Genomic DNA, 15,279 nt, shown 5'->3' with positions numbered 1-15,279 from the left:
GGCCACCATGGTCACGGCATGGCGGACTATCACCCAATCCAGCGAGAGCCATCACCGTGAGGGACGGTCACCGCCCACGCCGGGCCAGGTTCCGCAGCTCCGGTACGCCCAGACCAGTGACAGCGTTGACCTCTTCGGGGGTCAACGCGCCGCAGTCGAGCGCACGCACGAACGTCTCCGACAGCGCCTGCGCGGTCGCGGGCTCGTCCAGCACCGCCCCGCTCACCCGCTCGGCGTAGGCCCGCAGCCGCGCGGCCGAGGTCGCCAGCCCCTCCCGGTGGTAGGCGTGCACCGCCGCGTACCGGGTGACCAGCTGCGCCGGGTGCAGGTCCCAGCCCTGGTGGAAGCCGTGCGCGAGCGAGCGCCGCACCAGCCGGTAGTGCGTGCGCCAGCCCTCGCGGACCGCGTCACCGACCGGCAGCACGTTGGTGGACCCGTCGGACAGCTCGACCCCGCGCCCGGCCGCCGCGAGCTGCATGGTGTGCCGGGCGAAGTCGCAGGCCGGGTGCGCGAGGTGCTGGTGGGCGGCCCCGAGCCCGCACCCGGCGGTGTAGTCGTAGGTGCCGAAGTGCAGCCCGCTGACCCGCCCGCGCCCGGCCTCCAGGTAGCCGGGCAGCGCGAGCAGCCCGGCCGCGTCGACCACCGACCGGGTGGTCTCGACCTGGATCTCGAACCGCAGCGGGACGCCGAACAGGTCGAGCACGTCCCCGAACACCTCGACCTGCCGCCGCGAGGTCACCTTCGGGAAGGTGATCACGAAGCCGGGCGGCGGCCCGCCGAGCGCGGTCAGGAGCACGTCGAGCGTGCGCACGCCGCGCCGCACCAGCTCGGGGGTGTCGAAGGACTTGATCCGCACCCCGAACCGGCCGGGCGCGACCCCGGCGTCCAGCCACGCCCGCACCAGCAGCGCGGTCCGCTCGGCGTCGGCGTCCTCCTCGTCGTCGGGGCGCGAGCCGTAGCCGTCCTCGAAGTCGATGCGCAGGTCCTCGACGGGTTCGGCGGCCAGCTTGGCCCGCACCCCGGCGTGCACGTCGGCGGCGAGCGCGGGCTCCAGGTCCAGCAGCTCGGCCAGCCCTTCGGGCGAGGGCGCGTGACCCTCCAGCGCGGCAAGCGCTTGCGCACCCCACTCGGTCACCACGTCCGGGTGAACGCGGTCCGCCGGGACGTAGCAGGTGTGCACCGGCTGACGTCCCTCCGGCCAGCGCGGCGCGAAGTACTCCAGCCGCGCGGTGGCCGCCGCCAGCGCCTCGGCGGGCAGCGATGTGCGCGGCACGTCAGGCGATGTGCCGGTAGGCGGGCAGGGTCAGGAAGTCGACGAAGTCGTCGGCGAGCGCGACCCGGTCGAACAGCTCCACCGCCGTGTCCAGGAGCGCGGTGTCGAGGCGCTCGGACGCCCCGGCCCCGGCCAGCTCCGCGCGCACCTCGGCCAGCACCCCGCGCACCAGCTCGGCGGTCACCGGCGTGCCGTCCTCCAGCACCACCCCGTTGTGCACCCACTGCCACAGCTGCGACCGCGAGATCTCGGCCGTGGCCGCGTCCTCCATCAGGTCGTGGATCGCCGCCGCCCCGTTGCCGCCGAGCCACGACAGCAGGTACCGCACCCCGACGTCCACGGCGGACCGCAGCCCGGCGGCGGTGGCCGACCCGCCCGCGGAGGCGAAGTCCAGCAGCTGCGCGGCGGTCACCGACACCTCGGCGCGCGTCACGTCCAGCTGGTTCGGCTTCGCCCCGAGCCGCGCGTCGAACACCTCGCGGCACACCGGCACCAGGTCCGGGTGCGCCACCCACGACCCGTCGAACCCGTCCCCCGCCTCGCGGGTCTTGTCCTCGCGCACCTTCGCCAGCGCCCGCTCGGTGACCTCGGGGTCGCGCCGGTTCGGGATGAACGCCGCCATGCCGCCGATCGCGAACGCCCCGCGCTTGTGGCAGGTGCGCACCAGCAGCTCGGTGTAGGCGCGCATGAACGGCGCGGTCATGGTGATGGCGTTGCGGTCCGGCAGCACGGCCTCGCGCCCGGCGTCGCGGAAGTACTTGATGACGCTGAACAGGTAGTCCCACCGGCCCGCGTTGAGCCCGGAGGCGTGCTCGCGCAGCTCGTGCAGGATCTCCTCCATCTGGAACGCGGCCGGGATCGTCTCGATGAGGACGGTCGCCCGGATCGTGCCCTGCGGCACGCCCAGCTCGGCCTGCGCGAAGGTGAAGACGTCGTTCCACAGCCGGGCTTCCAGGTAGCTCTCCAGCTTCGGCAGGTAGTAGTACGGCTTGCCGAGAGCGCCGTTGTGGAAGAAGTGCAGCCCGAAGTCGACCAGCGCGCCGATGGCGGGCCTGCCCTCGACCTCGATGCCGTGCTCGGGCAGGTGCCAGCCGCGCGGGCGCACCACGATGGCCGGGTGCGGCCCGTCGGCCAGCTCGTACCGCTTGCCCTCCGGCGAGGTGTGCGAGATGGTCCCGCGCGCCGCGTCGTACAGGGTGACCTGCCCGGACACCACGTTGCGCCAGTGCGGCGTGTTGGCGTCCTCCAGGTCGGCCAGCCAGACCTTCGCGCCGGAGTTGAGGGCGTTGATCGCCATCTTGCGCTCGGTCGGCCCGGTGATCTCGACCCGGCGGTCGCGCAGCGGTTCGGGGGCGGGCGCGACCTGCCACTTGCCGTCGCGCACGTCGGCGGTCTCGGCGAGGAACCCGAGCGGCCCCCGGTCGGCGCGGCGGGCGATCAGCTCGTCGCGGGTGGCGGCGAAGGAGCGGTGCAGCTTGGCCACGAACTCCAGCGCGTCCGGGGTGAGGATCTGCTCGCCGCGCTCGACGGCGTCCCCGAGGACTCGGATTCCGGTCATGCTGGATGCCTCCCTGGGTGTCGCGATCAGCCGATTTTCTGCTTCGCGGACTATAGTTACCGCATAGCGGAACGGCAATGGAGGGAGCGTGTCCGAAGGTGTCGCGTGAGAGCGGTGGCGTGCAGTCCCTCCAGCGGGCCTTCGACCTGCTGGAGCGGCTGGCCGACGCGGGTGGCGAGGCGAGCCTGTCGGAGCTGGCCGCCGTCTCCGGCCTGCCGCTGCCGACCATCCACCGGCTCATCCGCACCCTGGTCGACCTGGGGTACGTGCGCCAGCACGACAACCGCCGGTACGCGCTCGGCCCGAGGCTGATCCGGCTCGGCGAGGGCGCGGGCAGGCAGTTCGGCACCTGGGCGCGCCCGCTGCTGGCCGAACTGGTCGACGAGACCGGCGAGACGGCGAACCTGGCGGTGCTCGACGGCGACGAGATCGTGTACGTGGCGCAGGCCCCGTCGCGGCACTCGATGCGGATGTTCACCGAGGTCGGCAGGCGGGTGCTGCCGCACGCGACCGGCGTGGGCAAGGCGGTGCTGGCCGCGCTGCCCCGCGACCGGGCGCGGGAGCTGCTGGAGCGCACCGGGCTGCCCGCGCGCACCCCGAACACGATCACCGACCTGGGCGCGATGCTGGCCGAGCTGGACCTGGTCGCCGAGCGCGGCCACGCGCTGGACGAGGGCGAGCAGGAGCTGGGCGTGCGGTGCGTCGCGGTGGTGGTGCCCGGCGGTCCGACGCCCGCGGCGGTGTCGGTGTCCGGTCCGGAGGGCCGGTTGACCCGCGAGGCCGCGGAGGGGATCACGGGGCTGCTGCACGGGATCGCCGACCGGTTGGCCTCGCGTCCCACGATGGGCTGATGCGCCGGACGGTCCACCCGGCTCGTCGGGAAGGATCACCGCCGTGGCGACATCTCACTACGGCCGGACGCTGACCCTGTTCTGGAACGACTCGAACGTGGTGGGGCGGTGGAACGACGGCGCCCACCTGCCCCCGGTGCCCGCTCCCGACCCCGAGGGGGACGTCGACTGGGTGGTCGGCCTGATCGAGGGCTACCGGCGCGAGTTCCCCGGCGCCCGCGTGCGGGCGACCAACCGGGAGAGCTGGCGGGAGCCGGTGGGCGGTCGGGCGCGCGCGGCGCGGTTCCGCGCGCTGGCGGACTACCCGGTGGCGCTGCCCGAGGGCTCCGAGCTGCACCCGCTGCACTTCCACCTGGACGGCGGGGACGCCAAGGAGTGCTGGCACTGGTGCGCCGAGGTGGTGCACGCGCGGGCCGCGTTCGACGTGGCCGGTTAGGGCTCGGGACGGCGCAGGGGCGGGGCACCCGATCGGGTGCCCCGCCCCTGCGCGCACGGGAGCGGTCTAGCCGAGCAGCGCGTCCACGAACGCGGTGGGCTCGAACGGCGCCAGGTCGTCCGCGCCCTCGCCGAGCCCGACCAGCTTCACCGGCACGCCCAGCTCGCGCTGCACCTGGAACACGATGCCGCCCTTGGCGGTGCCGTCCAGCTTGGTCAGCACGATGCCGGTCACGTCCACGACCTCGGAGAACACGCGGGCCTGGGTGAGCCCGTTCTGCCCGGTGGTGGCGTCGAGCACGAGCAGCACCTCGTCGACCTTCGTCTGCTTCTCCACCACCCGCTTGACCTTGCCGAGCTCGTCCATCAGCCCGGTCTTGGTGTGCAGGCGGCCCGCCGTGTCCACCAGGACGGTGTCGACGCCCTCGCCGATGCCCTGCTTGACCGCGTCGAACGCCACCGACGCCGGGTCGCCGCCCTCGGGGCCGCGCACCGTGCGCGCGCCGACCCTGGAGCCCCAGGTGGCGAGCTGGTCGGCGGCGGCGGCGCGGAACGTGTCGGCCGCGCCGAGCAGCACGGTGCGGCCGTCGGCGACGAGCACGCGGGCGAGCTTGCCGGTGGTGGTGGTCTTGCCGACGCCGTTGACGCCGACCACGAGCAGCACGGCGGGCTTGCCGTCGTGCGGGAGGGCGTGCAGCGAGCGGTCCATCGACGGGTGCAGCGCGTCCACGAGGACCTCGCGCAGCAGCGCCCTGGCCTGCTCGGGGGTGCGCACGCCGCGCGCGGCGATCTGCTTGCGCAGCGACTCGACGACCTGCATGGTCACCGCCGCGCCGAGGTCGGCCAGGAGCAGCGTGTCCTCGACGTCGGTCCACGAGTCCTCGTCCAGGTCGCCCGCGCCGAGCAGGCCGAGCAGACCGGAGCCGAGCGCGGAGCGGGACCGGCTGAGCCTGCCGCGCAACCGCTCCAGCCTGCCGGAGGTGGGCTCGATCTCGTCGATCTCCGAGGCTGCCTCGGGGAGCTGGACGTCGACCAGTCCGGGTCGGACCGAGTCGCGCGGCACCGACGCGTCGTCGCCGACGCCGGGCTGACCGTCCACCTCGGTCCGGTCGACCACCGGGTGCCGGACCGGTTCGGGGACGTCGACGGGCGCGACCGGCTCGACGGGCGCGGCGGTGTCGACGGGCACGGAGATGTCGACCGGCGCCGGGGTCTCGACCGGCGCGTCCTCGCCGACGGGCTCGTCCACCACCGGCGCGGCGGCGTCGGCCCGCTTCGCGGGGGGCTCCTCAGCCGGCTTGGCCGCCGAGGGCTTGACCGCCGGTTCCGGTTCGGCGGGCTTGGTCGCGGAACCGCCGGGTTGGGCGAACGTGATCCCACCGCCCGCCCGGTACCCCTTGGTGACGGGGCGGTCGGGTTCCTTCTCGGTGAGGGAGATCCGCCGCCGCCGGGACAGCGCGACACCCGCCACGAGGGCGACCGCGAGCAGCGCCGCGACGATGACGACGATCCAGATCAGGGTCGTGGTGGACACCGCCCAATCCTCCCACGCCTGCGCATGTGGTCGATCAACGAGAAGCGCCCGCACCCCGCAACTTCTCCACAGCCCCCCTTGTGCGGGCGCGCCGCGTCGAATAGACCACTTGACGTGAGGGTGATCGGGCTCCACTCCGGCACGTCGGCGGACGCCGTCGACGTGGCGGTCGCCGACCTGTCCCTGGACGGGCCGGTGGTCGTGCTCTCCCCCGTCGAGCACGCGGAACACCCGTTCCCGGAGCGGTTGCGGGCCGTCCCGACCGGCGCCGGGGACGTGTGCGCCCTCGACACCGGGCTGGGGCAGCTCTTCGGCCGGATCGCCGCCGGATATCGAGGCGACCTGGTCTCGTCACTCGGACAGACCGCGCACCACCGGGTGGAGGGCGGCACCTGCCTCGGCACGCTCCAGCTCGGCGAACCGGCCTGGATCGCCGAGGCGACCGGCCTGCCGGTGGTGTCCGGCTTCCGCCAGCGCGACGTCGCGGCGGGCGGCCACGGCGCGCCGCTGGCCAGCACGCTCGACGTGCTGTGGCTGGCCGGGTTATCCAGCACCGCCCCTGCCGCCGCGCTGAACCTCGGCGGCATCGCGAACGTCACCCTGGTGCGGCGCGGCCACCCGCCGTCCGCCTGCGACACCGGTCCCGGCAACGCGCTCCTGGACGCGGCGGCGGCCCGGATCACCGGGACCCCCTGCGACGTCGACGGCGCGCTCGCCCTGCGCGGCGCCGTCCACCCCGGACTGCTCGCCCGGCTGCTGGCCGACCCGCACTACGCGCTCCCCGCGCCGAAGTCCACCGGCAAGGAGCACTTCAACGCCCGGTACCTGGACCGCGCGACCGAGGGCCTCGCGCCCACCCCCGAGGACCTGCTCGCCACCCTGGTCGAGCTGACCGCCCGCACCGCCGCCCGCGCCTGCGCCGACGCGCGCCTGGTCGTGGTCTCCGGCGGCGGCACCCGCAACCCCGCGCTGATGGCGGCCCTGCGCCGCAACCTGCCGGGGGCCGACGTGCGCCCCAGCGACGACCTCGGCCTGCCCGCCGGGTCCAAGGAGGCGCACCTGACCGCGCTGCTGGGCTTCCTGGCCTGGCACGGCCTGCCGGGCAACGTCCCGGCCGCGACCGGCGCGCGCGGGCCGCGCCCGTTGGGCTCCATCACCCCCGGACGGGCGCCGCTGCGCCTGCCCGAGCCCGCCACCACCCCGGTCACCGGTCTGAGAATCGGAGGAAGCCGTGCGTGCACTTGACCTCGCGATCGTGGTGCTTTTCCTGGTGGGGATGCCGCTGCTGGGCGTGTGGATCGGCGGCAGGCAGCGATCCGCGACCGACTACTTCGTCAGCGAGCGCTCCATCTCGTGGTGGGTGGTGTGCGTGTCGGTGGTCTCCGCGGAGACCTCGACGCTGACCGTGCTGAGCGTGCCGACCGTGGCCTACGGCGGCGGCATGACGTTCCTGTCGCTGGCGTTCGGCTACCTGCTGGGCCGGATCGTGGTGTCGTTCGTGCTGCTGCCGAAGTACGTGGCGGGCGAGCTGGTCACCGCGTACGGGTACCTGGGGCAGCGGTTCGGCTCCGGGCTGCAGGGCACCGCGTCGGTGACGTTCCTGGTCACCCGGCTGCTCGCGGACGGGCTGCGGCTGTTCGCCACCGCGATCCCGGTGAAGGTCGTGCTGTCCGCGTACGGGGTGAACGCCTCGTACTGGCTGATCGTGGCCGTGCTCGGCGCGGCGATGGTGGTCTACAGCTTCCTCGGCGGCGTGCGCGCGGTCGTGTGGGTCGACGCCATCCAGATGCTCTGGTACGTCCTCGGCGCGGTCGCGGTGATCGTCGTGCTGTCCGGGCGGCTGCCGGGCGACTGGGTCGGGCAGGCCGCCGACGCGAACAAGTTCCAGTTCCTCGACCTGGCCGCCAGCCCGCTGACCAGCCCGTACGCCGCGCTGACCGCGTTCTTCGGCGGCGCGGTGCTGTCCATGGCCTCGCACGGCGCCGACCAGCTCGTGGTGCAGCGGCTGATGGCGACCAAGGACGTGCGGGCGAGCCAGAAGGCGCTCATCGGCAGCGGTGTGGTGGTGCTGCTCCAGTTCGGGCTGTTCCTGGTGATCGGCGTGATGCTGTGGGCCTACTACGAGGGCGCGCACCCGGTGAAGGACCTGGGCCTGAACAACGCGGACGAGCTGTTCGCGAGCTTCATCGTCAACGACATGCCGTCCGGGCTGTCCGGGTTCGTCATCGCGGGCATCCTCGCCGCCGCGCTCAGCTCCTCGCTGGGCGCGCTGGCCTCGTCCACGGTCACCGACGTGTACCAGAAGCTGGTGCGCAGGCCGCTGTCCGAGGACGAGGTGCTGCGGCAGGGTCGCCTCTGGACGGTGGTGTGGGCGGTGCTGCTGGTGGTGTTCGCCGGGCTGTTCTCGTCGTTCACCACGCGCGGCAACCCGATCGTCGAGCAGGGCCTGTCGATCGCGGGCTTCACCTACGGGGCGCTGCTGGGCGCCTTCCTGCTGGGGCTGGCGGTCCGGCGGGCGCGGCAGTCGGACGCGATCGCGGCGTTCGCGGTGACCGTGGCGGTGATGGCGTTCGTGATCCTGGGGGTGAAGTTCAGCGGGCCGGACCTGGCGCTGACCGTGGACTTCTCGGCGGCGTCGGCGGCGGACCGGCTGTGGGCGCCCGCCTACCCCTGGTACACCCCGCTCGGGGTGCTGGTGACGCTCGTCGTCGGCGGGCTGCTGTCGTTGCGGCACAAGGACGCTCGGGTGTGACCCCTGGTGCGGCTCGGACGGCCCGCCCGCGCGCCTTCGTGGCAGGCGCGGGCGGGCCGGGTCTGAGCGGGCGCGGTCGTCAGCGGGTCACGGCGGCCGAGGCCCGTGGTCGGCGGGCGCCGGTGCGGGAACCGCGGTCCCGGCAGCGCCCGGCACGACCGCGTCCCTCATCCGAACCCACCTCCCAGCGCGTTCCGCGGGTGCGCCGGGCTGCCGGCTCACCACGACCGGTCAGCGTGCCCTGACCAGCGCCGGAGCCCGACGCACAGGTGAGATCGGGAATCGCCGGGAGCCGTTTCGGGCCGCTCGGGCGAATAGCCCGCATGTCGCAGTCAGGCCGCGTGACCGGTGCGGTGAGCGACGACGGAGGTCTGCTGTCGGAACCCCAGCCGGGTGAACATCCGCCCTGGTGCCACACCGCTTCCGGTCCCGATGGAAGCGCGGGCCTCGGGGCGCGCCCCGTGCTCCACGGCGAGTTTCCACACGAGTTCGGCGACGAGGGCGGCGCCGATCCCGCGTCCTCGGGCGGAGGGCTCGACGGCCACGTGCTCCACCCGGTACCGCTCCTGCTCCGCCCGGCCCGCCGCGTAGCCGAGCACCTGCCCGCCGCCGCGCGCCACGACCACCGCGCGCCCGTCCACCCCGGCCGAGGCGACCAGTCCGGCGCCGGACTCCCCCACCGCCGGGAAGCAGCGCTCGTGCAGCGCCGCGACGGCCGTGCGCGTGCCCGACCCGTCCCCGAGCCCCGGCAGCGGCGCGGTCTCCCACACCGCCCCGGCGCCCTGGCAGGCGGCCTCGCGCAGCAGCAGGCCGCGCACGGCTGCGGCGTCGGCGGTGAGCTCCTCGCCCGCGCCGCCCACCGCGCACCCGTGCCTGGCGGCGAACGCGGCCAGCAGCAGGTGCCCCGCGCCCCCGCGCACCTCCCGCTCCGCGACGCCCGCGAGCAGCGGCTCGACGGCGGCGTACAGGGCGTCGGCGGTGCTGTCCCAGATGCGCCCGCCCGCCGGGTGGTTGACCGGGATGTCGACGAACGGGCCGTGCAGCACGACCCGGTCGGCCTCCGGGTCGACGGCGGCGGTGAGCAGGCCGCGCACGCGACCTCGGCGGTCGGTCGCGACAACGGAACCGGCGGGCCAGCCGGGCGCGGGGTCGACCAGCAGGTCCAGGTGGTGCGCGCTGTCGACCCGGAGGACGGCCAGCAGGTCGAGGGAGTCGTTCAGGTCTTCGGCGACTGCGATTCGGATGTCGTACATGTCTGGCATGGTCACGCGGAGACCGACCCGAACGCGAGGGAGTTTCCGACATGACCGGTGTGGTGGCTGGTGGAGCGGCCGGGACTGCGGACGGCGGCGCGGCGGCGGGACCGGGTGGCCCCCCGGTCGGACCGCTGACCGGAGCCGACGTGCGCGGCGCGGCCGGGGAGTGCGCCGCGTTCCTCTCCGGGTTCGCGGACCGGGACTGGGCGGTCCCCGTGCCCGACCTGGACTGGACGGTCGCGCAGGCGGTGGCGCACCTCGTGGACTGCCTGCGCTGGTACGCCCTCGACCTCGCGGGCGGCCCCGAGGAGATGGACTGCTGGGTGGAGGCCACCGACGCCACCGCCGACCCCGCGATGCTGGTCAGGGTGGTGCGCGCCCAGTCCGAGGTGCTCGCCGCGACGATCGACGCGTCCCCGCCCGGCCACCGGGGCTGGCACCCGAGCGGCCTGCCGGAGGCGGCCGGGTTCGCCGCGATGGCCTGCGACGAGCTGCTCGTGCACACCTGGGACGCCGGTCGCGGGCTCGGCGCGGAGTTCACCCCGACCGGCCGCCAGGCCGCCGGGACGCTCGCCAGGCTGTTCCCGCAGCACGAGGTCGGCGCGGACGCGTGGCGGACCCTGCTGTGGGCCAACGGGCGCGTCGAGCTGCCCGGCAGGCCCGCTCAGGCGGGGTGGAAGTGGCGCGGCGATCCCTTGACGTGACCCCGGTGGGCTTGCCGCGCGGTTGCCGGTGGTAGACCCTCGTGGGGTGAGTGAGGAAACGATCCATCTGGAGTTGAACGACAACGGGGTGGCGGTGGACCTCCCGATGCCCTCCAACGGTCGGGATCAAGTCCAGGAAGTTCCCTATCGGCCGGTCGAGTTCCGCGACAACGACCTCCCCAGCGCCTTGGAGCGCGCGGCGACGTGGCTGCGGCAGACCCAGGAGTGGCTGGGCGAGGCAGTGGACGTGATCTCGGTCCACCTCGACTACGACGACACCAAGGGCTCGCCCTACTTCAACCTCAAGCTCCTGTGCAACGAGGAAGATCTGGCGGGCGTTCCGAAGGTGCGCAGGGAGCACGGGGGACGCTGATCCGCGTGCGAGCCTGAACCGGCCTCGCGGTGTGCCCGACACGGGCGCACCGCGGGTGCTGCCAGGGGTTGATCGCGTACGGTTCACGGCATGGCAGACCTCGTGTACCCGCCGGTCATCGCGCTCGCGAAGACGTTGTTCCGGGCACTTGACCTGCGCATCGACATCAGGGGCGCGGAGCACGTGCCCACGACGGGCGGTGCGGTCCTGGCGGTGAACCACATCAGCTACCTCGACTTCATCCTGGCGGGCTACGGCGCTCAGCCCGCCAAGCGGCTGGTCCGCTTCATGGCGAAGGACGCGATCTTCCGCAACAAGATCGCAGGCCCCCTGATGCGGGGCATGAAGCACATCTCCGTCGACCGCTCGGCGGGCAAGGAGTCGTACGAGAAGGCGCTCGCGGCGCTGCGCTCGGGCGAGGTCGTCGGGATCTTCCCCGAGGGCACGACCGGCCGGTCGTACGTGGTCAACACGGTCAAGAGCGGCGCGTACCGGCTGGCCAACGCGGCGGGCGTCCCGCTGATCCCGATGGCGCTCTGGGGCACGCAGCGCCTGCTGGGCAAGGGCACCCCGAGGAACCTGACGCAGCGGCACGTCCCGATCATGATCGAGATCGGCGCGCCGTTCAAGCCCGCCGACGAGACCGCGCTGCGCACCCGGATGCAGGAGCTGCTGGACGAGGCGCAGCGGCGCTACCCGGACGACGGCACGGGCCAGTGGTGGCACCCGGCGAACCGGGGCGGCACCGCGCCGACCCCCGAGGAGGTCGCGGTGCTGGAGGCGAAGGCCAGGGAAGCGCGGGAGAAGCGCGCCGAGGAGAAGCGCGCCCAGGAGAAGCGCGGCTAGCGGGCGCTCCGGGGGCGCCCGGTCGACGGTCGCCCCCGGCTCAGGACGCCTCGCGCCCGCGCAGCCGCTGCGAGATCACCTGGCTGATGCCGTCGCCGCGCATGGACACGCCGTACAGGGCGTCCGCGATCTCCATCGTCGGCTTCTGGTGGGTGATGATCAGCAGCTGCGAGCGCTCCCGCAGCTGCTCGAACAGCCCGATCAGCCGGTGCAGGTTGGTGTCGTCCAGCGCCGCCTCGACCTCGTCCATGACGTAGAACGGCGAGGGCCTGGCGCGGAAGATCGCCACCAGCATCGCCACGGCGGCCAGCGACTTCTCGCCGCCGGACAGCAGCGACAGCCGCTTGACCTTCTTGCCGGGCGGCCGGGCCTCCAGCTCGATGCCGGTGGTGAGCATGTCGTCGGGCTCGGTGAGCACCAACCGGCCCTCGCCGCCGGGGAAGAGCACCTCGAACACGACCTGGAACTCCCTGGCCACGTCCTCGTAGGCCAGCGTGAAGACCTCCAGGATCTTGTCGTCGACCTCCTTGACGACGGTCAGCAGGTCGCGCCGGGTGGCCTTGATGTCCTCCAGCTGGTTGGACAGGAACTTGTACCGCTCCTCCAGCGCCGCGAACTCCTCCAGCGCCAGCGGGTTGACCTTGCCCAGCAGCGACAGGTCCCGCTCGGCGCGCTTGGCCCGCCGCGCCTGGGTGTCCCGGTCGTAGGGGATCGGCATGGGGGCGGTGACCGCCTCGCCGCGCTCCTTGGCCGCCTCGTACTCGGCCAGCTCGCCGGCGGACGGCGGCACGTGCACGTCCGGCCCGTACTCGGAGACCAGGTCGTCCAGCCCGATCCCGAAGTCCTCGGAGATCTTGACCTCCAGCTGCTCGATCCGCAGCCGCTGCTCGGCGCGCAGCACCTCGTCCCGGTGCACGGCGTCGGTGAGCTTCTCCAGCTCGCCGGACATCTCCCGCACCAGCCCGCGCACCTGCCCGAGCAGCGCCTCGTGCCTGGCCCTGCGCTCCTGGGCGGCGTCCCGCTCGCGGGCGGCCCGGTCCAGCGAGACCGCGATCCGCTCCAGCGCGACCTCGCCGCCGCGCACCACGGCGGACGCGACGACCGCGCCCCGCGCCCGCGCCGCCAGCGCCCGCTGCGCCCGCTCGCGGGTCTCCCGCTCGGCGCGCGCGGCCCGTCGCAGCCCCTCGGCCTTGCCCTGCAGCGCGCGGGCCCGCTCCTCGGCGGTGCGCAGCGACAGCCGGGCGTCCATCTCGCCCTGCCTGGCGGAGGCCAGCTCGGCGGCGGCCTCGTCGCGCTGGGCGGTGTCGGGCTCGTCGTCCAGCGGCTGCTCCTCGGCGACCAGCAGCCGCTCCTCCAGCTCGGCGAGCTTGAGCAGGTTCTCCTCGCGGGCGGCCTCGACCTTCTCCCGCTGGCCACGAGCCCGCTCCACCTCGGCCTCGGCCGACCGGACGGCCGCCGCGAGCCGGTTCAGCCGCTCCGACGAGCGCGCCTTGCGGACCTTGGCCTCGTTGAGCTGCTCCTTGAGGGCGGCGGCCTCGCCGCGCCTGGCCTGCTGCTCGGCGCGCGCCCCGTCCAGCGCGGGCCCGGAGTGCTCCAGCGCCCGCTCGGCGAGCGCGAGCTTCTCGGACGCCTCGTCCACGGCGGCCTGCACCTCGATGACGCTCTGGCTGCGCCCGGACCCGCCGGTCGCCCAGTCCGACCCGAGCAGGTCGCCCTCGCCGGTCACCGCCCGCAGCTCCGGGTGGGCCCTGACCAGCGCGTCGGCGGCGGCCAGGTCGGCGACCACGGCGAGCCCGTGCAGCGCGCGGGCCACGGCGGGCCGCAGCGACTCGGGCGCGCGGACCAGGTCGACGGCCCAGCGCGCGCCGCCCGGCAGCACGGGCAGCACGCCGGTGGGCAGCTCGCCGCCGCCGATGACCACGCCCGCGCGCCCGGCGTCCTCGGTCTTGAGCAGCTCCAGCGCGGCGAGCGCGTCGTCCCCGGAGGCCACCGCGATCGCGTCCGCGACCGGCCCGAGCGCGGCGGCCAGCGCCACCTCGTGGCCGGGCTCCACGGTCAGCAGCGCCGCGATCGACCCGAGCAGGCCGGGCAGCTGGGACGCGAGCAGCGCGCCCGCCCCGTCCTTGCGGGTGAGCCCGAGCGAGAGGGCGTCCACCCGCGCCTTCCACGAGGCGATGTCCCGCTCGGCCGCGCGCTCGGCCTTGACCAGCTCCTCGACCCGCCGCCTGGCCGCGTCCTCGGCCTCGACGGCGTGCCGGTGCCGCTCCTGGACGCCCGCGTCGCCCTCGTCCTCGCTGTCGGTGCTCTCGCGGGCCTCCGCCAGCTCCTCCTGGGCGACCTCGGAGCGCAGGGCCGCCTCGGTCAGCGCCGCCGACAGCCGCTCGATCTCCTCGGCGGTGGCGTTGGTCTTGGACCGCAGCGCCTCCACCTGCCCGGACAGCCGGGCCAGGCCCTCGCGCCGGTCGGCGATCGCCCGCACGGCCGCCAGGTGCGCCTTCTCGGCGGCGGACACCATCCGCTCCAGCTCGGCCCGCGTCTCGACCGCCTCGGCCAGCCCGACCCGCGCCTCGGTGACGCCCTCCTGCAGCTCCAGCTCCAGCGCGGCGGTCTGCTCGGCCTCGGCCTCCAGCTCCTCCGGGTCCCGCCCGCCCCTGGGCGCGTCCACCGACGCCTTCAGGTGCCGCTCGCGCTCGACGGCCAGCCGGACCGTGCCGCGCAGCCGCTCCTCCAGCGCGGACAGCCGGTACCAGGTGTCCTGGGCCTGCTGGAGCTTGGGCGCGTCGGCGGACACGACCTCCTCCAGCTCGTTCTGCTGCACCTGCGCCTGCTGGAGCGAGCGCTCGACCTCGGCGCGGCGGGCGCGCGCGGCGGCCTCGTCCTGCTCGTCGCGGGCCAGCGACTCGCGCTGGGTGACCAGGTCGTCGGCGAGCAGGCGCATCCGGGAGTCGCGCAGCTCGGCCTGCACGGTCTGGGCGCGCCGGGCGATCTCGGCCTGCTTGCCCAGCGGCTTGAGCTGGCGGCGCAGCTCGGCGGTGAGGTCGGTGAGGCGGGTCAGGTTGGCCTGCATCGCCTCCAGCTTCCGCAGCGCCTTCTCCTTGCGCTTGCGGTGCTTGAGGACGCCCGCGGCCTCCTCGATGAAGGCGCGGCGCTCCTCCGGCTTGGACTCCAGGATCGCGGAGAGCTGGCCCTGGCCGACGATGACGTGCATCTCGCGGCCGATGCCGGAGTCCGACAGCAGCTCCTGGATGTCCATGAGCCTGCACGAGTTGCCGTTGATCTCGTACTCGGTGGCGCCCTCGCGGAACATCCGGCGGGTGATCGACACCTCGGTGTACTCGATGGGCAGCGCGCCGTCGGCGTTGTCGATGGTGAGGGTGACCTCGGCGCGGCCCAGCGGCGCGCGGCCGGAGGTGCCCGCGAAGATGACGTCCTCCATCTTGCCGCCGCGCAGGTCCTTCGCGCCCTGCGTGCCCATCACCCAGCGCAGCGCGTCGAGCACGTTCGACTTGCCGGACCCGTTGGGGCCGACCACGCACGTGATGCCGGGCTCGAAGCGCAGGGTGGTAGCCGAGGCGAAGGACTTGAAGCCCTTCAGCGTCAGGCTCTTGAGGTGCACGTCGCGCACCATACCGGTGCCGGGGCCCTGCCCGGCGCGAACGGGCTGATCAGGGGCGCGCCGATCGAGCCGGGGCGGTCG

Annotated in this window: 12 protein-coding genes; 7 read left to right on the top strand and 5 right to left on the bottom strand. The window is 74.2% G+C overall.

The genetic code is table 11. The features are described from left to right. Nucleotides 1–67: 67 nt before the first annotated feature. Entirely contained in the window at nucleotides 68–1,273 is a 1,206-nt protein-coding gene (locus LV78_RS09655; protein ID WP_253844518.1) for a DUF6986 family protein, read from the bottom strand. A gap of 1 nt (nucleotide 1,274) precedes the next feature. Beyond that, the gene (gene aceB, locus LV78_RS09650; RefSeq protein WP_253844517.1) at nucleotides 1,275–2,831 is read right to left on the bottom strand and encodes a malate synthase A; all 1,557 of its coding nucleotides are present in this window, start codon (nucleotides 2,829–2,831) and stop codon (nucleotides 1,275–1,277) included. Nucleotides 2,832–2,908: 77 nt separating this feature from the next. Between aceB and LV78_RS09645 the strand changes: the two genes are divergently transcribed. Both LV78_RS09645 and LV78_RS09640 read left to right on the top strand, forming a co-directional pair. Further along, complete coding sequence (locus LV78_RS09645; RefSeq protein ID WP_253844516.1) at nucleotides 2,909–3,682, top strand: IclR family transcriptional regulator; 774 nt, start codon at nucleotides 2,909–2,911, stop codon at nucleotides 3,680–3,682. Nucleotides 3,683–3,725: 43 nt separating this feature from the next. Further along, complete coding sequence (locus LV78_RS09640; RefSeq protein ID WP_253844515.1) at nucleotides 3,726–4,118, top strand: hypothetical protein; 393 nt, start codon at nucleotides 3,726–3,728, stop codon at nucleotides 4,116–4,118. A gap of 66 nt (nucleotides 4,119–4,184) precedes the next feature. Here LV78_RS09640 and ftsY read toward each other — a convergent pair whose 3' ends face one another. After that, entirely contained in the window at nucleotides 4,185–5,651 is a 1,467-nt protein-coding gene (ftsY, locus tag LV78_RS09635) for a signal recognition particle-docking protein FtsY (RefSeq protein WP_253844514.1), read from the bottom strand. 120 nt (nucleotides 5,652–5,771) lie between these two features. On the opposite strand from ftsY, the gene LV78_RS09630 reads away from it, so the two are divergent. Both LV78_RS09630 and LV78_RS09625 read left to right on the top strand, forming a co-directional pair. After that, entirely contained in the window at nucleotides 5,772–6,896 is a 1,125-nt protein-coding gene (locus LV78_RS09630) for an anhydro-N-acetylmuramic acid kinase (RefSeq protein WP_253844915.1), read from the top strand. Beyond that, nucleotides 6,883–8,403 (top strand): sodium:solute symporter, encoded by a 1,521-nt coding sequence (locus tag LV78_RS09625; protein WP_253844513.1) that lies wholly within the window; start codon nucleotides 6,883–6,885, stop codon nucleotides 8,401–8,403. The genes LV78_RS09630 and LV78_RS09625 overlap by 14 nt, the downstream gene beginning before the upstream one ends. A 332-nt stretch (nucleotides 8,404–8,735) precedes the next feature. On the opposite strand, the gene LV78_RS09620 is transcribed toward LV78_RS09625, so the two are convergent. Beyond that, nucleotides 8,736–9,656, bottom strand: a complete 921-nt coding sequence (locus tag LV78_RS09620) for a GNAT family N-acetyltransferase (RefSeq protein WP_253844512.1) — start codon at nucleotides 9,654–9,656, stop codon at nucleotides 8,736–8,738. Nucleotides 9,657–9,706: 50 nt separating this feature from the next. On the opposite strand from LV78_RS09620, the gene LV78_RS09615 reads away from it, so the two are divergent. The 3 genes from LV78_RS09615 to LV78_RS09605 all read left to right on the top strand — a co-directional run bounded on the left by LV78_RS09615 (nucleotide 9,707) and on the right by LV78_RS09605 (nucleotide 11,582). Then, nucleotides 9,707–10,363, top strand: a complete 657-nt coding sequence (locus LV78_RS09615; protein ID WP_253844510.1) for a maleylpyruvate isomerase family mycothiol-dependent enzyme — start codon at nucleotides 9,707–9,709, stop codon at nucleotides 10,361–10,363. 46 nt (nucleotides 10,364–10,409) lie between these two features. Continuing rightward, the gene (locus LV78_RS09610; RefSeq protein ID WP_253844508.1) at nucleotides 10,410–10,736 is read left to right on the top strand and encodes a hypothetical protein; all 327 of its coding nucleotides are present in this window, start codon (nucleotides 10,410–10,412) and stop codon (nucleotides 10,734–10,736) included. A 90-nt stretch (nucleotides 10,737–10,826) separates the two neighbouring features. Further along, nucleotides 10,827–11,582, top strand: a complete 756-nt coding sequence (locus LV78_RS09605; RefSeq protein ID WP_253844506.1) for a lysophospholipid acyltransferase family protein — start codon at nucleotides 10,827–10,829, stop codon at nucleotides 11,580–11,582. Nucleotides 11,583–11,622: 40 nt separating this feature from the next. Here LV78_RS09605 and smc read toward each other — a convergent pair whose 3' ends face one another. Next, nucleotides 11,623–15,198, bottom strand: coding sequence for a chromosome segregation protein SMC (smc, locus tag LV78_RS09600; protein ID WP_253844504.1), 3,576 nt, complete (start codon nucleotides 15,196–15,198; stop codon nucleotides 11,623–11,625). Nucleotides 15,199–15,279: the final 81 nt, after the last annotated feature.

Origin of the sequence: Actinosynnema pretiosum (assembly GCF_024171695.1) — a bacterium.
GTDB classification, from domain to species: domain Bacteria; phylum Actinomycetota; class Actinomycetes; order Mycobacteriales; family Pseudonocardiaceae; genus Actinosynnema; species Actinosynnema pretiosum.
Note: the sequence above shows the minus strand (reverse complement) of the source record. Positions and strands in the feature narration are given on the sequence as shown.